A 21,592-nucleotide genomic window follows, 5' to 3' on the forward strand; every position below is an offset into this window, starting at 1 on the left:
TTCTGAAGACGCTCGTTGTTCTCGCTTCGGTTGCCGTGTTCCTGTCCGCTCGGCGGGTTTCGAGCCTGCTCCACGGGTGCCCTGCGAGCGGGCACCCATTTGACTGACACGGCGTCGGACCGTCAGGAGTTCAGGTAGGTGAGCACCGCGAGAACGCGGCGGTGATCCCCGTCGCTCGGGGACAGCCCGAGCTTGAGAAAGATGTTGCTGACGTGCTTCTCGACGGCCCCGTCGCTCACCACCAGCTGCCGGGCGATCGCGGAGTTGGTCCGCCCCTCGGCCATCAGCCCCAGGACCTCCCGCTCCCGCGGGGTGAGCCCCGCGAGCACGTCCTGCTTGCGGCTGCGCCCCAGCAGCTGGGCGACGACCTCCGGGTCCAGGGCCGTACCCCCCTTGGCCACCCGCACGACCGCGTCCACGAACTCACGAACCTCGGCGACCCGGTCCTTGAGCAGATAGCCCACGCCGCGGCTGGAACCCGCCAGCAGTTCCGTGGCGTACCGCTCCTCCACGTACTGCGACAGCACGAGCACCCCGAGTCCCGGGTGCGCCTTGCGCAGCTGCACCGCCGCCCGCACCCCTTCGTCGGTATGCGTCGGCGGCATCCGCACATCCGCGACCACCACGTCCGGCAGCTCTCCCTGCCCGTCCAGCTCCGTGATGGTCTTGATCAGCGCGTCGCCGTCTCCCACCCCCGCCACGACGTCGTGCCCACGGTCGGTCAACAGCCGGGTCAGCCCCTCCCTGAGCAGCACCGAGTCCTCGGCGATGACCACCCGCACCCTGTCCTCCACGATCCTCGGCCCCCCGAGCCTTGGCATTCGGCCGAGCGTCCCCCGGCCCTGTCGTCCCTCGCGACCTCAGTATCCCGCGATCGGCTCTTGCGCACCGGGCCTGTGGATAACCCGTCCGCCCCAGTTCGGATCGGGTGTGCGCGCAGGGGGCGTCTTGGGGGGCGCGTGACCGGGGAGTGAGAGGGCAGTGGGTTGCGGAGGGCGTGGCGATGGGCTGGATGTGGACGAGGTCCGCATCCAGGCCCTGGCTTTGCCGAGCTACACGCTCCCTGCGCTGAGCTACACGTTTCTTGCGTCGAGCCAACCGGTCCTCGCGCCGAATCAGCCGGCCCTTACCTCGAGCCAACCGATCCTCGCGCCGACCAGCCGGTCCCTGCCTCGAACCAACCGGCAGCCCCTACACAGTCCGCCACGGAAGCTCCGCAGTGATCCGGGTAGGCCCCCCGACCGGCGAATCCACCACCAATATCCCGTCCACCGCGTCCAGCCGCTCCGCCAGTCCGGCGAGTCCCGAGCCCCCGGAGACATCGGCGCCACCGACCCCGTTGTCCACGACCTGCAGCATCAGCCTGTTCTCCACCTGCCACACATCCACGGCCGCCCAGGTGGCCCGGGAGTGCTTGCTGATGTTCTGGAGCAGTTCCGACACCGTGAAGTACGCGATCCCCTCGATCGCCGGAACCGGCCGCTCCGCCAGGTCGACCTCCACCTCCACCGGCACCGTGCACCGCGAGGCCACCGCCGACAACGCGGCGTCCAGCCCCCGGTCCGTCAGCACCGCCGGATGGATCCCGCGGGCCAGGTCACGCAGTTCCTGCAGCGCCGTCTTGACCTCGCCGTGCGCCTCGTCGACCATCCGGGCCGCGGCCTGCGGGTCCTCCGTGAGCTTCTCCTTCGCGAGGCCCAGCTCCATGGCCAGGGCCACCAGACGGGCCTGCGCGCCGTCGTGCAGGTCGCGTTCGATGCGCCGCAGGTCGGCGGCGGCCGTATCGACCACGACACCGCGGTCGGACTCCAGCTCCACCACGCGCGTGGCCAGCCGCGTCGGCCCGAGCAGGCCGTGCACCAGCACGCGGTCGACCGTCGTCAGCGCCCGGACGATCCACGGAGTCGCCAAGGTGAACAGCAGGCCCACCAGCGCGGTCACCGCGATCTCGAAGGGGTTGTCGAGGTAGATGCTGTGCGTCTCGTCGCCGTACAGCTGAAGGCCGTCCTGGCCCGCCCACACCGGGAACACCCAGAACCACAGCGGATACGTCAGCAGCGCCCAGCCGTACGCCCAGACGTTCAGGGCGACGACGAAGGAGAACACCGCCCACGGGAAGTGCAGGACCGCGTACAGCAGGGTCCGCCATGACGTCCCGCTCTTCAGAACGGCGCCGATCCAAGCCATGAAGCCGTGCCGCCGCATCCGCAGCGGCTCCGGGTCGGCCACCTCCAGGTCCAGCAGCGCACGCGCGCGTGCCCGCTCCAGCGCACCGAAGGCACGGCAGCCCGCCAGGGCCGCCGCCAGCACCGGGATCCCCAGGAACGTCACCAGCAGGCCCGCGCCCAGCGACACCATCGTGACGGCGTACACGAACAGCACGATGCTGATCGGCAGGCTCAGCAGCACGTACCCGAACTCGCGCCAGCTGCGCGCCTCGAACGGCGCCCGCAGCCCGGCCGGCAGCCGGTGCCGTCGCTCGTCACCGTGCTCGGGGAGGCCGCGCTCGGGGAGACCGAGCCCGTGCCCGTAACCCTGTCCGTACTCCGTGGCCATCGGCGTCGTCCGTTCTCCTCGTCCCGTCAGCCCCGCCGGGGCTGTGCCGTCGTACCTCCACCCTGCTGGACCGCGGGTCCGCGGAACATGGAGGCCGTCGGCGTCTTGAACGGGGGGTTTTCCCTACCCCTGGCGCTGCCCCTGCCCAGAGATCCCTGGCGCTGCCCCCTGCCCAGGGACCCCCAGGCAGGCTGCCCCGGCCCAGCGATCTCCCGCCCGGGATCCCCGGGCCGCTACCCCTCCCCGGGGACGCGGTCCCGCCAGGGCAGCTCCGCCGTCACCGTCGTAGGACCGCCCTGCGGTGACTCGATGACGAAGAGGCCGTCCACGGCGTCCAGCCGGTCGGCGAGCCCGCGCATGCCCGTACCGCCGTCGAGGCGCGCGCCTCCGCGCCCGTCGTCCCACACCTGGATGAGCAGCCGGTCGTCCGACCGCCACACATCGACCGACGCCGACTTCGCCGCGCTGTGCTTGCTGACGTTCTGCAGCAGCTCGGAGACGGTGAAGTAGGCGATGCCCTCGATGGCCGCGGCCGGTCTGGACAGCAGATCGGCGGTCACCTTCACCGGCACCGTGCAGCGCGAGGCGACCGCCGACAGGGCGGCGTCCAGGCCGCGGTCGGTCAGGACGGCCGGGTGGATGCCGCGCGCCAGATCGCGCAGTTCCTGCAGCGCGAGCTTCACCTCGCCGTGCGCCTCCTCGACCATCGCGGCCGCGGAGTCGGGGTCCTCCAGGAGCTTCTCCTTGGCCAGGCCCAGCCCCATGGCGAGGTTGACGAGGCGGGCCTGGGCGCCGTCGTGCAGGTCGCGCTCGATACGGCGCAGATCCGCGGCCGCCGTGTCCACCACGACCCCCCGGTCCGACTCCAGTTCGGCGATACGGCGCTCCAGCTCGTCGGAGGGCGACAGCAGACCGCGCACCATCGCCCGGTCCGCGTTCGCCAGGCCCCGCGCGATGAACGGCAGCACCGGCCACAACACGAACAGCGAGGTCAGCGTGATGGTGAAGGTGAGGATGCCCCAGGGCAGCCGGATGAAGTCGTACAGGATCGTCCGCCAGCCGACCGGGTCCTTCAGCGCCAGCCACAGCTGCGGGAAGAAGCCGTTGCGGCCGCCGCGCAACGGCAGCGGACTCGGCTCGTCCACCCGCACCCCGAGAAGCCCACGCGCGCGTGCCCGCTCCAGCTTGCCCAACTGCCGCGCGCCCATCAGGCCGGCCGCGAGGAGCGGGAACCCGATCACCGTCAGAGTCATCAAGGCACCGGTGAACAGCACCGTCGCGACGTAGACGAAACCGAACACCGACACCGGAAGGTTCGCCAGGAGGTGCGCGATCTCCTTCCAGGTGGTGCGGTCGTAGGCGAAACGGGCGGGTGGCAGCGGTGGCTGGTCGCTGTCGGGCCGCGCGACGGCGTCCCGCGACGGGCTGAGGCGTTCGGTCATATGGGCTAGCGTGCCGCGCGGTGAGCCGCCGCGCCATGAGGCGGACCGCCGCGATCTCCGGGGGAAATCCCCACCTTCGCGACCCGACCGGACAGCCGGCCTGCGCCCGTCGCCGCATCTCGACGAGATCTCAACGCGTGACGGGCCGCTTACGGTGTCTTTAGCAGGGCCTAGACTCCCGTGCGTACAGATCGTCGAACAGTGATGTTCATCGGGAACAGCGGTCTCTTCGGAAACAGCAATGTCTCCGGGAACAGCGGTGTCTTCGGGAACAGGGTGTTCACGCGATCACATATCGCAGGACACTGGTCCCAGGGCCTGTTTCCTGGGGCATCGGTCACGAGGTCAGGGAGCGAGGGGCGGACGTGTCGGAACAGACCGTCGTCGTCGCGGCGGATGTGCACTACGTCGTCGTCTCGGCGGACTACTTCCAGTCCTACTCGGTCGTCGGACTGCTAGCCGTCATCGGCGTGCTGTTCGTCGCCGTCGCCTTCGGGGCGGGCCGACTGCTGCGCCCCGTGGTCCCGACGCCCGAGAAGCTCCTGACGTACGAGTGCGGCGTCGACCCCGTCGGCGAGGGCTGGGCCCACACCCAGGTCCGCTACTACGTGTACGCCTTCCTGTACGTGATCTTCGCCATCGACTCGATCTTCCTCTTCCCCTGGGCCACGGTCTTCGCCGACCCCGGCTACGGCGCGACCACGCTCGTCGAGATGTTCGTCTTCCTCGGCTTCCTGGCCGTGGGCCTGCTCTACGCATACAAGAAGGGCGTCCTGGCATGGACGTGACGCCAGAAGTGAACTCGCCGGAGCGCGCTGAAGTGAACTCGCCGGAGCCCGTTCTGCTCCCGGAGCCGCAGCGGCTGGGCGCGCTGGCGCGCCTCGCGCCCGAGCCGATGAAGGTGATCCTCAACTGGGGCCGCCGCTATTCGCTCTGGGTCTTCAACTTCGGCCTCGCCTGCTGCGCGATCGAGTTCATCGCCGCGTCGATGGCCCGCCACGACTTCATCCGCCTCGGCGTGATCCCCTTCGCCCCGGGCCCCCGGCAGGCCGACCTGATGGTCGTCTCCGGCACGGTGACGGACAAGATGGCCCCGGCCGTGAAGCGCCTGTACGAACAGATGCCCGAACCGAAGTACGTCATCTCCTTCGGCGCCTGCTCGAACTGCGGCGGCCCGTACTGGGACTCCTACTCCGTCACCAAGGGCGTCGACCAGATCATCCCGGTGGACGTGTACGTCCCCGGCTGCCCGCCGCGCCCCGAGGCGCTGCTCCAGGGAATCCTGAAGCTCCAGGAGAAGATCGCGCGGGAGTCGCTGGGGGAGCGGTACGCGCGCGGGGCCGGGCGTCCGTCGACGGCGGCTCTGCAGAGCGGGCTGGTGCGGGGGCCGGGGGCGCCGGGTGCCGGTGGCGCTGCCGGAGCCGGTGGCGCTGCCGAGGTAGCTGGTGCTGCCGACGCCGGTGGCGATGGCGGGGCTGATGGTGGCGGCACGGGGGAGGCGGCCCGATGACCACGATCGGCTGGCTGCCCGCCCCCGTCGAGGACCTCTTCGGCCCGGAGGCCACGGCCGAGGAGTCGTACGAGGTCCTGACGGTCGACGTACCCCCGACCTCCTGGATCGCGGCGTTGCAGACGGCCCGTGACGAGCTGGGCTGCACCTACTTCGACTGGCTGAGCGCGGTCGACGAACCGGGCACGGGCTTCCGCGTCGCGGCCCACGTCGCCGCCCTCTCTCCGGTACGGCGCCTGCTGCTCCGTACGACGGTCCCGCACGAGTCGCCGACGCTGCCCTCGGCCATCGGCGTCTATGCGGGCGCGGCCTGGCACGAACGCGAGACGCACGAGATGTTCGGCGTACTGTTCGCCGACCATCCCGCCCTGGACCACTTGCTCCTCCCGGAGAACTTCGAGGGCCACCCCCTCCGCAAGGACTTCGTGCTGGCGGCCCGCGTGGCCAAGGCCTGGCCCGGCGCCAAGGAACCCGGAGAGTCCGAGCACGGCGGCCCCAAGCGCCGCCAGATGCTGCCCCCCGGCGTCCCCGACCCGAACGAATGGGGCCCGCTGAAGGGCCAACTCCCCCCTGCCCCGGCCCGCCCTGCCAGGGGCGCGGGGCGAGCCGCGGGGGAGCGCCCGGCACGGGCCGCGGGGGAGCGGCCGGTGCGGCGTACCCGTACCTCGGCGGAGGGTTCGGCGAGCCAGGCGGGGGAGTCCGCGGCCGACGCGCCGACCGGGGCATCGGCCGGGGGTGCGGTGCGGCGTGCGCGTACGGCAGCCGAGGGTTCGGCGAGCCAGACCGCCGCTGCGGGTACCGAGCCCGCGACGGAGACGGGCGCGTCTCGGGCGGGTGCCGGTACGGAGCCGATCACGTCCGGTACGGAGCCGACCACGTCCCGCGCGGCGTCGACCGCGTCTGGTACGGCTGCCTCGCCGCGCCGGGCGCGCAGTGCCGGCGAGGGTTCGGCGAGCCGGCGGGCCGAGGCGCCGGCGTCCCCGCCGTCCCCGACGACCGGGGCAGCGCAGGAGGACGTAGCGGGGGATGGCCAGGGGACGGCCGCGCCCAGCCCCACCTCACCGACCACGCCCAGCGCCTCGCCGACCCGCCGGTCGCGCACCGCGAGCGAAGGCTCGGCCTCACAGCGCCCTGGAACGAGCAGCACGCCGACCGGTCCCCGCCGGTCACGCAGCGCCTCGGAGGGCTCGGCGAGCCAGCAGGCCGCATCCGATACAGCCGCGTCCGATACAGCCGCGTCCGATAGGGCGGCGTCCGCTACGACGGCATCCGAAGCGGCGCCGACAGATGCGGCCGACGAAGCCACCCCACCCGCGACTCCCCCGGTCACTCCGAAGCCCCCCACGGCCCCCCGCAGCCCGGACGCCCCGTGGCACCACGCCCGCCCGGCCTTCGACAAGCCGGAGCCCGAGCGAGGGGCCGAGAGCGAGCCCGAGCCCGAGCCGGACACCGAGGCTGAGCCGGAGCCCCACGCCGAGGCTGAGCCGGAGCCGCAAGCCGAGGGCAAGCCTGAGCCGGACACCGAGGGCGAGTCGGTGCCGGAGACAAGCGCGAAGCCCTCCGCCGACCCCACCGCCGACCGCACTGCCCCCACCAACCCCACCGACTCCACCGACCCCGCAGGAGGCCCGCAGTGAACGACGCGCTCGACGTCACCCTGCGACTCCTGATCGTCTTCGTCGTCTTCCTCACCTTCCCCTTGATCATCGGCCAGACCGAGCACAAGGTGATGGCCCATATGCAGGGCCGCCTCGGCCCTATGTACGCCGGCGGCTTCCACGGCTGGGCCCAGCTCGTCGCCGACGGCGTGAAGTTCGCGCAGAAGGAGGACGTCGTCCCGGCGGGCGCGGACCGCCGTATCTTCCAGCTCGCCCCCGCAGTCGCCCTCCTCCCTTATCTGCTCGTCCTCCTCGCCATCCCGATCGGCCCCGGCGAGGGCGCGGTCGGCGAGGTCATCGACGCGGGCATCTTCTTCGTCCTGGCGGTCATGGGCGTAGGCGTCCTCGGCTCACTCATGGCCGGCTGGGCCTCCGCCAACAAGTTCTCCCTCCTCGGCGGCCTGCGCACCGCCGCCCAGCTGCTCGCCTACGAACTTCCGATGCTGCTGACCGCCGCGTCCGTGGCGATGGCGGCCGGCACCGTCTCCCTCCCCGGCATCGTCGACGCCTTCGAGTGGTGGTGGCTGCCCTGGCAGATCGTCGGCGCGATCGTCTTCTTCGTCGCCGGACTGGCCGAGCTGCAACGCCCGCCCTTCGACATGCCCGTCGCCGACTCGGAGATCATCTTCGGTGCCTACACCGAGTACACCGGCCTCCGTTTCGCGCTCTTCCTCCTCGCCGAGTACGCCGGAATCGTCGTCCTGTGCGGCCTGACCACCGTCCTCTTCCTGGGCGGCTGGCACGGCCCGTGGGGTGCCGAAGGCCTCGGCTGGGTCTGGACGCTGCTGAAGACGGCCGTCCTCGCCTTCATCGTGATCTGGCTCCGCGTCACCTACCCCCGCCTGCGCGAGGACCAGCTCCAGAAGCTCTCCTGGACCCTTCTCGTCCCTCTCTCCCTCGCTCAGATCGCTCTCACCGGCGTCGTAAAGGTGGTGATCCAGTAACCATGGCCCCCATTCCTGGCAGTGGCCTGGCCAAGGGCCTGGCCGTCACCCTCCGCACGATGACGAGGAAGTCCGTCACCGCGCAGTACCCGGACACCCAGCCCGACCTCCCGCCCCGCACCCGCGGCGTGATCGGCCTGTTCGAGGAGAACTGCACGGTCTGCATGCTGTGCGCTCGCGAGTGCCCGGACTGGTGCATCTACATCGACTCCCACAAGGAGACGGTCCCGGCGGCGACCCCGGGCGGTCGCGAACGCAGCCGCAACGTCCTCGACCGCTTCGCCATCGACTTCTCCCTGTGCATGTACTGCGGTATCTGCATTGAGGTCTGTCCTTTCGACGCCCTGTTCTGGTCCCCGGAGTTCGAATACGCCGAGACCGACATCCGCGAACTCACCCACGAACGCGACAAGCTCCGCGAGTGGATGTGGACCGTCCCGGCCCCGCCCGCCCTGGACCCCGGCGCGGAGGAGCCCAAGGAAATCGCCGCCGCCCACAAGACCGCCGAGAAGCTGGCGGCCGCGCAGGCCGCACAGGCCGAGCCGGTGGAACCAGTGGACCCGACGAAGCCGACCGACCCCGCGGATCCGCAGGGAGGGCAGTCGTGACCCTCGCCGCAGCCGCCGCGACAGCGCACGCCACGACCACCAGCGCAGCCGAAGCACACGGCTTCCTCTCGCCGACCGGCGTCGAGATCGCCTTCCTGCTCGTCGGCCTGGTCACCTTCGGCGCCGCCCTGGTCACCGTCACCACCCGGCAACTGGTGCACGCCGCCCTGTGGCTGGTGGTCACCCTCGGCGGGCTCGCCATCGAGTACCTCCTGCTCACCGCCGAGTTCATCGCCTGGGTGCAGGTCCTCATCTACGTGGGTTCCGTCGTCGTCCTCCTTCTCTTCGGTCTGATGCTCACCAAGGCCCCCATCGGCCGCTCCCCGGACGCCGACTCCGGCAACCGCTGGGCCGCCCTCACCGTGGCCGTCGCCGCCGCGGCCACTTTGATCTGGGTGGTCGTCGACGCCTTCCGCACGACCTGGATCGATCTCGACGGCCCCGCCGCCGGCTCCACCAAGGCCACCGGCGAGAGCCTCTTCCAGAACTGGGTCCTCCCCTTCGAAGGCCTCTCCGTCCTTCTCCTCGCCGCCCTGGTCGGCGCGATCGTCCTGTCCCGCCAGGCAAAGGCGACCGCCACCGAGCCCGGCGCCCCGAGCGAGAGGGAGCCGCGCTGATGCACCTCGCCTATCCCGCCGTACTCTCCGCCCTCCTCTTCTGCACCGGCCTGTACGGCGTCCTCGCCCGCCGCAACGCGATCCTGGTCCTGATGTCGGTCGAGCTGATGCTCAACGCCGTCAACCTCAACCTGGTCGCCTTCGACGTCTGGCTCAGCAGGACCGCCGAGGAGACCCTGCACTCCGGCCAGGCCCTGACCCTGTTCACCATCACCATCGCCGCCGCCGAGATCGGCATCGGCCTGGCGATCGTCCTCGCCGTCTACCGCAACCGCGGCACCTCGGACATCGACAGGCTCCGCGACACCGCCGAGAGCCACGACGCCGACGGCCCCGACCGCGACGCCTCCACGGCCCCGCCGGCCGAGAAGGCTGAGGCCACCGCGTGACCACGACCACCCTCGCCGTACTCGTCCCCCTCCTTCCCTTCCTGGGTGCCGCGGCCGGCCTGCTCCTGGGCCGCACGGCCCCCGGCTTCGTCCGCCCGCTCGCGATCCTGCCGACGCTCGCGTCCCTCGTGCTCGCCGCGGTGGTCGCCCTGCGCCAGGGCGGCGACCAGCCGATCAACGCCGCCACCGAGCTCACGCCCACCGGCTCGGTCCCGATCGAACTCGCGCTGTACATCGATGGCTTCGCCGCCCTCGTCGCCGTCCTGGTCGGCGTCGTCGCGACCTGTGTGCAGATCTACTCGACGGGCTACCTCCGCGAGGACCCGCGCTACCCCTCGTACGCCGCGCTCGTCTCCCTCTTCACCTCCGCGATGCTGCTCGTCGTCTACTCCGGCGATCTGATGGTGCTGCTGGTCGGCTGGGAGATCATGGGCATCTGCTCGTACTTCCTGGTCGGCCACTACTGGGAGACCCCGGAGGCCCGCGCCGCCTCCATCAAGGCCTTCCTGGTCACCAAGCTCGGTGACGTCCCCTTCCTCATCGGTCTGTTCGCGCTGGCCACCGACGCCGGGTCCTTCCGCATCACGAAGGTCCTCGGCACCGTCGCGAGCGGTGGACTCGACCACCCGACCCTGATCGCCCTGCTGCTTCTCGCGGGCGTGGCGGGCAAGTCGGCGCAGTTCCCGCTGCACACCTGGCTCCCCGACGCGATGGCGGGCCCGACGCCCGTCTCCGCGCTGATCCACGCCGCGACGATGGTCGCCGCCGGTGTCTACTTCGTCGCCCGTCTCCTCCCGGTCTTCGAGGCCTCCCAGGCCGCGATGATCGTCCTGGCCGTCATGGCCGCGGTGACGATGATCGGCTCGGGTCTCGCCGCGCTCGCCCAGGACGACATCAAGCGCGTCCTCGCCTACTCGACGATCGGCCAGCTCGGCTACATGACCGGCGCCCTCGCCGTCGCCGACCGCGGTGCCGCCGTCTTCCACCTCCTCTCCCACGGCGCCTTCAAGGCGCTGCTGTTCCTCGCGGCCGGCGTGATCATCCACGCCGCCGGCACCAACTCGCTGGCCGCGATGTCCCGCATGAAGGACCTGCGCGCCCGCGTCCCCGACGCCTACTGGACGATGACCGTGGCGCTCCTCGCGCTCGCCGCGATCCCGCCGTTCAGCGGCTTCTTCTCCAAGGAGTCCGTCCTCGGCGCCGCCGAGCACGTCGCCACCGGTCACGCCGAGCGCGTCCCGGGCGCCGCTGGCTGGGTCGTCCTCGGCGCCGGCCTGCTCACGGCCCTGCTCACCGCCGCCTACGCGATGCGCCTGTGGCTGCTCGCCTTCCGCGGCCGGGGCGCAGAGGCCCCCGACCACGGCAGGCAGCCGCTGACGATGACCGTGGTGCTGTGGGTACTCGCCGCCCCGTCGCTCGCCGTCGGCGCGCTCGCCTACCGCGTGCTCCCCGACTGGTTCGACGGCCGCGACCTCGCCCCGACCCTCACCACCTCCGTCCTCGGCACGGGAGTGGCCCTGGTCGGCGGCATCGTCACCTACGCTGCCTGGCGCCACACCGCGGCCGTGGCGGCGCGCGTTCCGCTGGGTGCGGTCGCGGCCCACCCCGAGGGCGACGCCGCCCAGGTCGAGGCAGAGGCCATCGCCAGCCACGCGCCCGTGTACGGGGGAGTGGCCTACGCACCCGACCCGGCGGACCCGGGCCGACTGCTGCTCGGCCCGCTGCACCGCCATGCCGCCGTCGGCTTCCACCTCGACGCCGTGTACCGGGCGTTGTTCGTCCGGCCGGTCCAGGGCGGCGCGAGTCTCGTCCGGTTCCTCGACCGCGAGGTCGTCGACACCTACGTACGCGGCGCGGGCGCCCTACCCCGCTGGCTCGGCATCGCCGTACGGCGCGCCCAGACCGGCAATGTGCAGACCTATGTGAGCGCGCTGCTCGCCGGCACCGTCGTCCTCGCGGTCGCCGCCGTCCTCGTCGCCACGGGAGCGTGAGCAGGCGTGATCGATATCAACGAGTCCGTGATGCAGTTCCTTCTGGCGTTCGTCGTCGTCGGCCCGCTTCTCGGCGCGGCCGCCGCTCTCCTGCCCGCCCCGCCCGGGCTGAAGGGGAAGTCACCCGGGCAGGCCGTGCTCCGGCACGGCGTCACCGTCACCGGCGTGGTCCTCATCGCCGCGATCGTCCTCGCGCTGGGCTTCGACCACGACCACCCGTCGAAGATGCAGGCCAGCACGGACATCAGCTGGATCCCCGCACTCGACGTGCGCATCCACCTCGGCATCGACGGCATCTCCCTCCCCCTTCTGGTCCTGACCGCGCTGCTGACCTTCCTCTGCGCGCTCTACTCGTACTTCAAGATGCCTGCGGGCCCGACCCCGAAGGCCTTCGTCGCACTGCTGCTCGTCCTGGAGTCCGGCACCCTCGCCACCTTCGCCGTCCTCGACCTGCTGCTCTTCTTCCTCGCCTTCGAGCTGGTCCTGATCCCGATGTACTTCCTCATCGCCCGCTGGGGCGGCGAGGGCCGGGCCGCGGCAGCCTGGAAGTTCATCCTCTTCACACTGCTCGGTTCCGTGGTCATGCTGCTCGGCCTGCTCCTGATCGGAATCGAGGCGGGCACATTCGACATGGTGGCACTCGCCACTGACAACGGCCGGTCGCTGACCACATCCGTGCAGGTCATCGCCGTTTTGTCGATCGGGATCGGGCTCGCGGTCAAGACGCCGATGTGGCCGCTGCACAGCTGGCTGCCCGACGCCCACACCGCCGCGCCGACCGTCGGCTCGGTCCTGCTGGCCGGCGTGCTCTTGAAGATGGGTACGTACGGTTTCGTTCGAATTCTGCTGCCGATCACCCCCGACGGATTCGCCGACTTCGCGCCGTACCTCGCAGCGTTCGCCGTCGTCGGGATCATCTACGGATCCCTGGCCTGCCTCGCCCTCGCCAAGCGGGGCGCGAAGGGCGACCTCAAGCGCCTCATCGCCTACTCCTCCGTCGGCCACATGGGCTTCGTCCTGCTCGGCATCGCCACGATGACCCCGACCGGCGTCAACGGCGCCCTGTTCGCCAACATCGCCCACGGCCTCATCACCGGCCTGCTCTTCTTCCTGGTCGGCGCGCTGAAGGACCGTACGGGCACGACCGACCTCGACGCGCTGGCGGAGCAGACCGGCGCCGCGCTGTACGGCAAGGCCCCGCGCTTCGGCGGCCTGCTCGCCTTCGCGGCGGTCGCCTCCCTCGGGCTGCCGGGCCTCGCCGGGTTCTGGGGCGAGATGCTCGCGCTGTTCGGCGCGTTCGAGCCAGCCGCCGAGCTCAGCCGCCCGGCCTTCCTCACCTTCATGGCGATCGGCGCCTTCGGCACCCTGCTCACGGCCGCGTACCTGCTCGTCGTGGTCCGCCGCGTCTGCATGGGCGCCGTGCCGCAGGACGCCCCGAAGCTCGCCGACGTCCAGACGTACGAGTACGCGGCCTGGACGCCGCTCGTCGCCCTCACCGTCGTCGCCGGACTCTGGCCGAAATCGCTCCTCGGCCTGACCGACCCGGCCGTGCAGCAGCTTCTCGCAGGAGGCACCCGATGAGCTCCCTGGCCCAGCCCCTGGCCGAGTCGCTGGTCCAGTCCGTCGACTGGCTCGCCATCGCACCGCCCACCCTCGCGGCGGTCGTCGCACTCGTGGTCCTCGTCGCCGACCTGTTCGTCGCGGAGACCAGGAAGGCCCTGCTCGGCTGGACCTCCGTGGCCGGCCTGGCCGCCTCCGCACTCCTGCTGCTGCCCCTCCTTGACGGCGACCGCTCCACCTTCTGCCTCATCGGCGACCCCGGCGTCTGCAGCTACACGGCCGACCGCTTCACGCTCGTCATCCAGTTCCTGGTCCTCGGCGGCGCTCTCCTCGCGGCCCTCCTGTCGGTCACCGCCCTCAAGGACGCGAACAAGGGGCTCCCCGAAGGGGAGTTCTGGTTCCTGCTGCTCTCCTCCGCCGCCGGAGCCGCCCTGCTGCCCGCCTCCCGGGACCTGGCGACCCTCATCGTCGCCCTGGAAGTCGCCTCTCTCCCCGCCTTCGCCCTGGTCGGCCTCCGCCACGGTGACCGCAAGTCCTCCGAGGCGGCCCTGAAGTTCTTCCTGTCCTCGGTCACCGCGACCGCGGTCAGCCTCATGGGCATCAGCTTCGTGTACGCCTCCACGGGCACCCTCTACCTCACCCAGATCGCCGAGCGGATCCAGAACGTCGACGGACAGCTCCAGGTCCTCACCCAGACCGGCGTCGTCCTCACCCTGGTCGGCTTCGCCTTCAAGACGGCCGCCGTGCCCTTCCACTTCTGGGTACCGGACACCTACGTAGGAGCGCCCCTGCCGGTCGCCGCCTACCTGTCGGTCGTCGGCAAGGCGGTCGGCTTCACCGGCCTGATCCTCGTCACGGTCGTCGCCCTCCCGTCCTACGCCGACGTCTGGGGCCCCGCCCTCGCCGCGCTCGCCGCCCTCACCATGACCGTCGGCAACGTCGCCGCCCTGCGGCAGCAGGCCACGCGCGCGTACAGCGCGGTACGCCTGCTCGCCTGGTCCTCCGTCGGCCAGGCCGGCTACCTCCTGGTGCCGATCGCCGCGGCCGCGTACTCCGACGACGCCGAGCGGTCCATCGGCTCCACCGTCGCCTACGCCCTGATGTACGCCGCCGTGAACCTGGGCGCCTTCGCGGTGGCCGCACTCGTCGGCCGTACGAAGCCCCTCAACCGCGTCAGCGACTATCGCGGCCTGTACGCGCGCAATCCGCTGTCCGCCCTGATCCTGGCCTTCTTCCTGCTCTGCCTCGCAGGACTCCCGCCGGGCATCATCGGCCTGTTCGCCAAGGTCACCGTCTTCTCCGCCGCCGTCGACGCGGGCCTCGGCTGGCTCGCCGTGATCATGGCCGTCAACGTCGTGATCGCGCTGTACTACTACCTCCAGTGGACGGCCCTGCTGTTCCGCGCCCCCGAGGGCGAGCCCGTCAAGCACCTCGTCCCCGCTCCCGTGACGGCCACGATGGCCCTCACCGGCGTCGTCGCCGTCGCCCTGTCCGGAGCGCCTCAGCTGATCCTGCGCTTCACCGACACCGGGCTCTTCTGAGCCAGAGCGCATCCCGCACGCGCTCGGCACGCCCACGCCCCCGCGCGCGTGCCGGCGCCCTCACCCGGACGGCCCACGCCCGCCGCCGTCCGCACCAGGGAACCCGTGGCCCTCGCCTGGCGTTGACCAGTACGGAAGGGTCCACTGGACGTGACACCACGGCACCAGTGGCATCGCAGAACGACCAGCAAAGGGTTCCCCTGCCGCACCACTTGGAGGGCGTACCGTGCACCGCCGGCACAACGGGCTCAGGACCGCAGTCCTCCTCGGGGGACTGTCCGCAATCATCATCCTCATCGGCAGCTTCTTCGGCCGTATGGGGCTCGTCATCGCGGTCCTGATCGCGCTGGGCACGAACGCGTATGCGTACTGGAACAGCGACAAGCTGGCGCTACGCGCGATGCGTGCCCGCCCGGTCAGCGAGTTCGAGGCCCCGAGGCTCTACCGCATGGTCCGTGAGCTCTCCACCCAGGCCCGCCAGCCCATGCCCCGCCTCTACATCTCCCCGACGGAGGCGCCCAACGCGTTCGCGACGGGCCGCAACCCGCGCAATGCCGCCGTGTGCTGTACCGAAGGCATCCTGCGCATACTCGACGAGCGCGAGCTGCGCGGCGTCATCGGCCACGAACTGAGCCATGTCTACAACCGTGACATCCTGATCTCATCGGTCGCCGGCGCCCTCGCCTCGGTGATCATGTTCCTGGTCAACTTCGCCTGGCTGATCCCGATCGGCCGCTCCGACGACGACGACGGCCCCGGCCTTCTCGGCATGTTGCTGATCATGATCCTGGGTCCGCTCGCCGCCACGCTCATCCAGCTGGCCATCAGCCGCTCCAGGGAGTACGAGGCCGACGTGTCCGGTGCCCAGCTCACCGGCGACCCACTCGCCCTCGCCAGCGCCCTGCGCAAACTCGAACTCGGCACCAAGCAGCTCCCGCTGCCCCCCGAGCCCCGCATCGAGACCGCCAGCCACATGATGATCGCGAACCCCTTCCGTCCGGGGCAGGGGTTCTCCAAGATGTTCTCAACCCACCCGCCGATGGCGGACCGAATCGCCCGGCTCGAAAAGATGGCAGGCCCCCCACAGTGAAGACCATCCTCAACGTCATCTGGCTCGTCCTGAGCGGCTTCTGGCTGTTCCTCGGCTACATGCTCGCGGGCCTCCTGCTCTGCATCACCATCATCGGCATCCCGTTCGGCATCGCGGCCTTCCGTATCGGCGTCTACGCCCTGTGGCCCTTCGGGTACACCACGATCGAGCGCCGCGACGCCGGAGCGCCGTCCTGCATAGGCAACGTCCTGTGGCTGGTCCTCGCGGGCTGGTGGCTGGCCATCGGCCACATCGTCACCGGCCTCGCGCTGTGCATCACGATCATCGGCATCCCGTTCGGCATCGCCAACTTCAAGCTGATTCCGGTGTCGCTGTTCCCGCTGGGCCGCGAAATCGTGTCGACGGACCAGCCGTTCTCGTCGCGCTGGTAGATCCGCGGGACCGGAGCCTTGACCACCGGGTTTTCCACAATCCGGTGGTTGTCCACAGGCCCGGCCGATTGTCAGTGGCGGCTTGCATCATGAACGCATGACCGAGAACGAGCAGTTGCTGACGAGGGTGGCGGACAAGGCCCGCAACACCCGCCCGTGGGGCTGGCCTTCACTTCCCGAGCCCGTGGACGCGGCCACCCTGGCCAGTGCCGAGGCCGCCCTCGGCTTCCGCCTCCCTCCACTGCTCGCCGACCTCTACCTGCGTATAGGAGACGGCGGATTCGGCCCGGAGTACGGCCTCTTGCCCCTGCTCGACAGCCCTCCGGCCGGCGAGCCCGCCGCCGTCACGCAGTACCTCGCCAACCGCGAGAGTGCCCGCAAGGATCCCGACTGGCCCTGGCCCGAAGGCATCCTGCCGATATCCCACTGGGGCTGCGCGATGTACGCATGCGTGGACTGCCGAAGCCCTGAGGCCACCGTCCTGCTCTTCGAGCCGAACGCCGCCGACGCCCACGAGGCCTGGTACGTGGACGCCCCGAGCCTCACGGACTGGCTGCGCGCCTGGCTCGACGGCACCGGCTGGTACGAGGAGATGAACGAGGAACTGGAGATGGCCCCTTGGGCCGACTTCCACATACGGACGGCGGCGCCTGGGGCGCCCTGAGGATTCACGAACCGGCGGTTGCCGACCGACCTGCCTGCGCTGAGCGGACGGCTCGTTGCCGAAGGCTGATTGCACCACTGCTCTGCGGGCGGCGTCCGGTGCGCCTGCCGCCCTGACGCCCCGCCTCTCTGCAGTCACCTCGCCATACCGCCCTGCCACGTCTCGGCCCTGCCACACGGCCATACCCGGAGCCCCCGCAATCAGCGGCCATCAGCTGTTACAGGCGACCCACGCCGACGACCCGTGCCCGCGCCCCACGCCTGCGACCCGCATGGGCGGCCCCCTACGCCGCCCTACCGCCCCGGCCCACCCGACCGCTCCACCACCCACCGCCGCACCCCGTACGCGACCACGCCCACCGCCAGCACCCCCGCACCGGCAACGACCGACAGCCCCGGAAGGGAGAACGCCAACACCACGCACCCGAGCAGCCCCAGCGCAGGCACGACCCGCGCGGTCGGCTTCGGGTCGAGAGTCCAGGCCGACGCGTTGGCCACCGCGTAGTAGGCCAGCACACCGAAGGAGGAGAACCCGATCGCGCCCCGTACGTCCACCGTGGCGGCCAGGACCGCGACCACCGCGCCGACGGCCAGCTCCGCCCGGTGCGGCACCTGGAAGCGCGGATGCACGGCCGCCAGGGCGCCGGGCAGATGCCGGTCACGGGCCATGGCCAGCGTCGTCCGCGAGACGCCCAGGATCAGGGCGAGCAGCGAGCCCAACGCGGCGACGGCCGCGCCCACCCGCACCACGGGCGCCAGCCCCGGCACCCCGGCCGCCCGGACCGCGTCGGCCAGCGGCGCGCTCGCGTCCCCGAGACCCGCCGAACCCAGCACGGAAAGGACAGCCACCGCCACACACGCGTACACCACCAGCGCGATGCCCAGGGCCAGTGGAATCGCCCGGGGGATGATGCGTGCGGGGTCCCGCACCTCCTCACCGAGGGTCGCGATCCGCGCGTACCCGGCGAACGCGAAGAACAGCAGCCCCGCCGCCTGCAGTACGCCGCCCACGCCGCCCGACGCCCCGATGTCCAAGCGGCCGGCATCGGACTCCCCTGACCCCAGACACACGACCACCACACAGGTCAGGACAGCCAGGACCACCGCGACGATCGCCCGCGTCAGCCAGGCGGACTTCTGCACACCGCCGTAGTTCACCGCGGTCAGCGCCACCACGGCCGCGACCGCCACCGCGTGCGCCTGCCCGGGCCAGACATACGCGCCCACGGTGAGCGCCATCGCCGCACAGGAGGCCGTTTTGCCGACGATGAAGGACCAGCCCGCGAGGTATCCCCAGAACTCCCCGAGCCGCTCGCGGCCGTACACATAGGTGCCGCCCGAGGCCGGATACAGGGCGGCCAGCCGAGCCGAGGACGTGGCGTTGCAGTAGGCGACCACGGCCGCGACCGCGAGCCCGAGCAGCAGCCCGGATCCGGCCGCGCGAGCGGCGGGCGCCAGTGCGGCGAAGATTCCGGCCCCGACCATGGAGCCGAGCCCGATGACCACGGCGTCCCCGACCCCCAGGGTGCGTCGTAGCTCGGAAGCTGAACTGGAGCCCGTCATGGCCGCACCCTACTGATCAGTGCAACCGAGGAGTGCCGCGATGACGTCCTCTTCATCAACAGAGCACGAACAGGCGCGCCACGAGCCGGACTCAGCGCTGAGCGGCGCGCAGCGCACACGTACATCGCGCCACGCACAACCTGTCCGCACGGAAGTCACACAGGTCGGACAGTGAAAGCACAGCGCGGAAGGGCAGGTTCAGGTCATGACCATCATCAGCTGGATCATCCTGGGGCTGTTGGCCGGGGCCATCGCGAAGTTCCTGCTGCCGGGCCGCGACCCGGGCGGCTTCATAGGCACGACGATCATCGGCGTCGCGGGCGCGTTCATCGGTGGCTGGATCTCGGCCCGCTGGCTCGACCATCCGATCACCAAGGACTTCTACGACGGCACCACCTGGGCCGCCGCGATCGGCGGCTCACTCGTGCTCCTGATCGCCTACCGCATCCTGTTCGGCCATTCGCGCAGCTGAGCGAGCAGCACACCCCCCGAACCGCGGCCAGCAGGCGAGAAGGGTGGGCACCGTCGGTGCCCACCCTTCCTCGTGTCGTGCTTCCGCGACCGTGAGTCAGTGGCTCACCGGTAGTTCACGAACTGCAGCGCGAAGTCGAAGTCCTTGCCCTTCAGCAGGGCGATCACGGCCTGCAGGTCGTCACGGCTCTTCGAGCTGACCCGCAGCTCGTCGCCCTGGACCTGGGCCTTGATGCCCTTCGGGCCCTCGTCGCGAATGATCTTCGCCACCTTCTTTGCGTTCTCCTGGGAGATGCCCTCCTCGATCGACGCGAAGATCTTGTACTCCTTGCCCGAGAGCTGGGGCTCGCCCGCGTCCAGGGCCTTCAACGAGATCCCGCGCTTGATCAGCTTGGACTGGAAGACGTCGAGGACAGCGTTCACCCGGTCCTCGGAGTTCGCCTCCATGAGGATCTTGTCACCGGACCACGAGATCGAGGCACCCACGCCCTTGAAGTCGTAGCGCTGGGAGATCTCCTTGGCGGCCTGGTTGAGGGCGTTGTCGACCTCCTGCCGCTCGACCTTCGAGACGATGTCGAAACTGGAGTCGGCCATGTCCTGTGGCTCCTTGTATCGGGGTGCGTGTGGGGTGCGTATCGGCGGGCGTGGGGTGGCCGCCGAGCCCGGGGAAGGCCCGGGCCGCATCCGGACCAGCCTAGCCACCCCAGGTCCTGCGGGAGGCGATCAATCGGGTGGCGAAGCACCCCTCCGCATCGGGTATTGTTTACGTCGTTGCCAGGGAGCACCGCCGAAAAGCGGTTCGACAGGCAGCAAACCCGGCGGTGTGCCCGAGCGGCCAAAGGGAGCAGACTGTAAATCTGCCGGCTCAGCCTTCCCAGGTTCGAATCCTGGCGCCGCCACGCTGAGAGAAACCCCCTCCGATCTGCGGAAACGCAGATCGGAGGGGGTTTCCGCGTTCGAGAGGCCCATTCCAGAGCCGGCCACGGCCGGGGCACACTGGCCCCATGAGCACGCGTCGCAGAAGCTGCCCCGAGTGCCGGCGGGAGATCGCCGTCGTCGCCGGTCGGTTCGCACGGCACGATCCGCCCGGCGCGCGGGAGAACGGGGAGCTCGTGTCGTGCCCCGGATCACGGCGGCAGGCACAACTCGGGGCCGCTCAGCCCGCCCTGGACGGGTACGTCGTGCCCGAGTTCCCCGGGCAGCTTCCGCTGTTCTGAGTGGTCGAAAGCCGACCGAGCCCACCTCGGGCCGGCGCCCTCAGCCCGCGCGTCTCGGTTCCCGGCCCGGTGCCCTCGGCCCGGCAACCACAGCCCCCGCGCCTCGGCTCCGCGCAGCAGCCCTCTCCGAGACCCGCAGCCCTTCACCTCAGCCCTCTCCGAGACCCGCAGCCCCTGACCGCAGCCCTCTCCACGACCCGACAGCCCCTCTCAGGCGCCCGCACCCTAGGTGCCCGCCCGCACATCCATCCGCGTCACCAGCCCGCTCCCGTCGAACCGGTACACATGCTCGACCGTCCCCTCCGCCCACCGCTCGCCCGAAGCGTCGCGCGTGCCGGGCCGTACGGTCGCCACGACCGCCTCGCCGTCCGTGTCCCGGCGCAGACCCTCCAGCCGTACGAGGGGATGACCGGCGGCGAACTGCCGCGCCCAGTACGCGCGTACCGCCTCGCGGCCGTGCAGCCGGACTCCGTCCAGGACGTTCGGCCAGTCCACGTCGGGCGCGAGGCACCGTTGCACGAAGGCTTCCCGTTCGTCCGTCGAGAAGACCTCGTACATGCGCCGCAACAGCGCTTCCTGCGCGGCGGGCACCCCCTCGGCGCCCAACTTCAATTTCCCGCCACCGACTTCACCGCCACCGACACCGGAGCCGAGCCGCTGATCAGTTCGAGCGTCAGGCCGGCCGTCGCCGGGGTGTCGAGCAACTCCGCGATTACGGCGGCCACGTCGTCGCGCGGGACGGGGCCGCGACCGGTGTGAACCTCCAGGCGTACCTGGCCGGTTCCGGCGTCGTTCGTCAGCATTCCGGGGCGCAGGATCGTCCAGTCCAGGGCGTCCAGGCCGCGGACGTACTCGTCGGCGGCGCCCTTCGCGCGCAGGTAGACGTCGAAGATCTCGCTGCCCTCGTGCTCGGGGTCCGCGCCCATCGACGACACGACCACGAAGCGCCGTACGCCCGCCCGGACCGCCGCGTCCGCGAAGAGGACCGCGGCCCCCTTGTCCACCGTGTCCTTGCGGGCCGAGCCGCTGCCGGGGCCCGCGCCGGCCGCGAAGACCGCCGCGTCGGCGCCGCGCAATCGTTCCGCGACCTCCTCGACCGAGGCCGACTCCAGGTCCAGCAGGACGGGTTCGGCGCCGGCCGCCCGCAGATCGTCGCTCTGTTCGGCCTTGCGGATGATCCCCGCGACCTCGTCCCCGCGCGCGGCGAGCAGCTTCTCCAGCCGCAGCGCGATCTGACCATGACCACCAGCGATGACAATGCGCATGCTTCCGACCGTACGCCCGGACGGCCGCATCCGCCGCACGACTTCAGCCAGGTCTCATGCGTCCAGGTGCATGGTCCCCGTCGAAGGGCGCACAGCTGCGTCCGCTGGGCGCACG

The 21,592-nt window shown here is 70.9% G+C and carries 22 protein-coding genes and 1 tRNA gene; 16 read left to right on the forward strand and 7 right to left on the reverse strand.

Translation table 11 applies throughout. From position 1 onward, the window contains the following. Positions 1-122 precede the first annotated feature (122 nt). The 3 genes from EJ357_RS27345 to EJ357_RS27355 all read right to left on the reverse strand — a co-directional run bounded on the left by EJ357_RS27345 (position 123) and on the right by EJ357_RS27355 (position 3,998). The gene (locus tag EJ357_RS27345; RefSeq protein WP_323377641.1) at positions 123-821 is read right to left on the reverse strand and encodes a response regulator transcription factor; all 699 of its coding nucleotides are present in this window, start codon (positions 819-821) and stop codon (positions 123-125) included. 370 nt (positions 822-1,191) lie between these two features. Beyond that, on the reverse strand, positions 1,192-2,556 hold the full coding sequence (locus EJ357_RS27350) for a sensor histidine kinase (RefSeq protein ID WP_126394216.1): 1,365 nt from the start codon (positions 2,554-2,556) through the stop codon (positions 1,192-1,194). 233 nt (positions 2,557-2,789) lie between these two features. Continuing rightward, the gene (locus tag EJ357_RS27355) at positions 2,790-3,998 is read right to left on the reverse strand and encodes a sensor histidine kinase (RefSeq protein ID WP_126394217.1); all 1,209 of its coding nucleotides are present in this window, start codon (positions 3,996-3,998) and stop codon (positions 2,790-2,792) included. Between the two features lie 365 nt (positions 3,999-4,363). Here EJ357_RS27355 and EJ357_RS27360 point away from each other — a divergent pair, with 365 nt between their 5' ends. From EJ357_RS27360 to EJ357_RS27420, 13 genes are all read left to right on the forward strand, one after another. After that, positions 4,364-4,786, forward strand: coding sequence for an NADH-quinone oxidoreductase subunit A (locus EJ357_RS27360; protein ID WP_126394218.1), 423 nt, complete (start codon positions 4,364-4,366; stop codon positions 4,784-4,786). Continuing rightward, positions 4,777-5,508 (forward strand): NADH-quinone oxidoreductase subunit B, encoded by a 732-nt coding sequence (locus EJ357_RS27365; RefSeq protein WP_126394219.1) that lies wholly within the window; start codon positions 4,777-4,779, stop codon positions 5,506-5,508. Before EJ357_RS27360 ends, EJ357_RS27365 begins: the two co-directional genes overlap by 10 nt. Then, positions 5,505-7,145 carry an NADH-quinone oxidoreductase subunit C gene (locus EJ357_RS27370; protein WP_126394220.1) on the forward strand — a complete coding sequence of 547 codons (1,641 nt, stop codon included), beginning with the start codon at positions 5,505-5,507 and terminating at the stop codon, positions 7,143-7,145. Before EJ357_RS27365 ends, EJ357_RS27370 begins: the two co-directional genes overlap by 4 nt. Continuing rightward, complete coding sequence (locus EJ357_RS27375) at positions 7,142-8,110, forward strand: complex I subunit 1/NuoH family protein (RefSeq protein WP_126394221.1); 969 nt, start codon at positions 7,142-7,144, stop codon at positions 8,108-8,110. Before EJ357_RS27370 ends, EJ357_RS27375 begins: the two co-directional genes overlap by 4 nt. A gap of 2 nt (positions 8,111-8,112) precedes the next feature. After that, on the forward strand, positions 8,113-8,718 hold the full coding sequence (locus tag EJ357_RS27380; RefSeq protein WP_126394222.1) for a NuoI/complex I 23 kDa subunit family protein: 606 nt from the start codon (positions 8,113-8,115) through the stop codon (positions 8,716-8,718). Then, positions 8,715-9,335: an NADH-quinone oxidoreductase subunit J family protein gene (locus EJ357_RS27385; protein WP_126394223.1), complete on the forward strand. Its 621-nt coding sequence runs from the start codon at positions 8,715-8,717 to the stop codon at positions 9,333-9,335. Before EJ357_RS27380 ends, EJ357_RS27385 begins: the two co-directional genes overlap by 4 nt. Continuing rightward, positions 9,335-9,724: an NADH-quinone oxidoreductase subunit NuoK gene (gene nuoK, locus EJ357_RS27390; protein WP_126394224.1), complete on the forward strand. Its 390-nt coding sequence runs from the start codon at positions 9,335-9,337 to the stop codon at positions 9,722-9,724. Before EJ357_RS27385 ends, nuoK begins: the two co-directional genes overlap by 1 nt. Further along, entirely contained in the window at positions 9,721-11,715 is a 1,995-nt protein-coding gene (locus EJ357_RS27395; protein WP_126394225.1) for an NADH-quinone oxidoreductase subunit 5 family protein, read from the forward strand. The genes nuoK and EJ357_RS27395 overlap by 4 nt, the downstream gene beginning before the upstream one ends. 6 nt (positions 11,716-11,721) lie before the next feature. After that, the gene (locus EJ357_RS27400; protein WP_126394226.1) at positions 11,722-13,296 is read left to right on the forward strand and encodes a complex I subunit 4 family protein; all 1,575 of its coding nucleotides are present in this window, start codon (positions 11,722-11,724) and stop codon (positions 13,294-13,296) included. After that, positions 13,293-14,816, forward strand: coding sequence for an NADH-quinone oxidoreductase subunit N (locus tag EJ357_RS27405; protein ID WP_126394227.1), 1,524 nt, complete (start codon positions 13,293-13,295; stop codon positions 14,814-14,816). The genes EJ357_RS27400 and EJ357_RS27405 overlap by 4 nt, the downstream gene beginning before the upstream one ends. A 226-nt stretch (positions 14,817-15,042) precedes the next feature. Further along, on the forward strand, positions 15,043-15,906 hold the full coding sequence (gene htpX, locus EJ357_RS27410; RefSeq protein WP_126394228.1) for a zinc metalloprotease HtpX: 864 nt from the start codon (positions 15,043-15,045) through the stop codon (positions 15,904-15,906). Beyond that, entirely contained in the window at positions 15,903-16,298 is a 396-nt protein-coding gene (locus tag EJ357_RS27415; RefSeq protein ID WP_126394229.1) for a YccF domain-containing protein, read from the forward strand. The genes htpX and EJ357_RS27415 overlap by 4 nt, the downstream gene beginning before the upstream one ends. Positions 16,299-16,395: 97 nt before the next feature. After that, positions 16,396-16,962 carry an SMI1/KNR4 family protein gene (locus EJ357_RS27420; RefSeq protein ID WP_126394230.1) on the forward strand — a complete coding sequence of 189 codons (567 nt, stop codon included), beginning with the start codon at positions 16,396-16,398 and terminating at the stop codon, positions 16,960-16,962. A gap of 293 nt (positions 16,963-17,255) precedes the next feature. On the opposite strand, the gene EJ357_RS27425 is transcribed toward EJ357_RS27420, so the two are convergent. After that, positions 17,256-18,524, reverse strand: coding sequence for an APC family permease (locus EJ357_RS27425; protein ID WP_126394231.1), 1,269 nt, complete (start codon positions 18,522-18,524; stop codon positions 17,256-17,258). 205 nt (positions 18,525-18,729) lie between these two features. Between EJ357_RS27425 and EJ357_RS27430 the strand changes: the two genes are divergently transcribed. Next, a complete protein-coding gene (locus EJ357_RS27430) occupies positions 18,730-18,996 on the forward strand; it encodes a GlsB/YeaQ/YmgE family stress response membrane protein (RefSeq protein WP_126394232.1) in 267 nt (88 codons plus the stop codon). Positions 18,997-19,100: 104 nt separating this feature from the next. On the opposite strand, the gene EJ357_RS27435 is transcribed toward EJ357_RS27430, so the two are convergent. Continuing rightward, entirely contained in the window at positions 19,101-19,589 is a 489-nt protein-coding gene (locus EJ357_RS27435) for a YajQ family cyclic di-GMP-binding protein (RefSeq protein ID WP_115906502.1), read from the reverse strand. 223 nt (positions 19,590-19,812) lie between these two features. Between EJ357_RS27435 and EJ357_RS27440 the strand changes: the two genes are divergently transcribed. Beyond that, positions 19,813-19,894: transfer RNA gene (locus tag EJ357_RS27440), tRNA-Tyr, on the forward strand. Between the two features lie 105 nt (positions 19,895-19,999). Next, positions 20,000-20,212, forward strand: a complete 213-nt coding sequence (locus EJ357_RS27445; RefSeq protein WP_126394233.1) for a hypothetical protein — start codon at positions 20,000-20,002, stop codon at positions 20,210-20,212. Between the two features lie 225 nt (positions 20,213-20,437). Here EJ357_RS27445 and EJ357_RS27450 read toward each other — a convergent pair whose 3' ends face one another. Beyond that, a complete protein-coding gene (locus EJ357_RS27450; protein WP_228472621.1) occupies positions 20,438-20,818 on the reverse strand; it encodes a nuclear transport factor 2 family protein in 381 nt (126 codons plus the stop codon). A gap of 2 nt (positions 20,819-20,820) precedes the next feature. Further along, positions 20,821-21,477, reverse strand: coding sequence for an SDR family oxidoreductase (locus EJ357_RS27455; RefSeq protein WP_126394234.1), 657 nt, complete (start codon positions 21,475-21,477; stop codon positions 20,821-20,823). Positions 21,478-21,592: the final 115 nt, after the last annotated feature.

It is taken from the genome of Streptomyces cyaneochromogenes, from assembly GCF_003963535.1.
GTDB classification, from domain to species: domain Bacteria; phylum Actinomycetota; class Actinomycetes; order Streptomycetales; family Streptomycetaceae; genus Streptomyces; species Streptomyces shaanxiensis.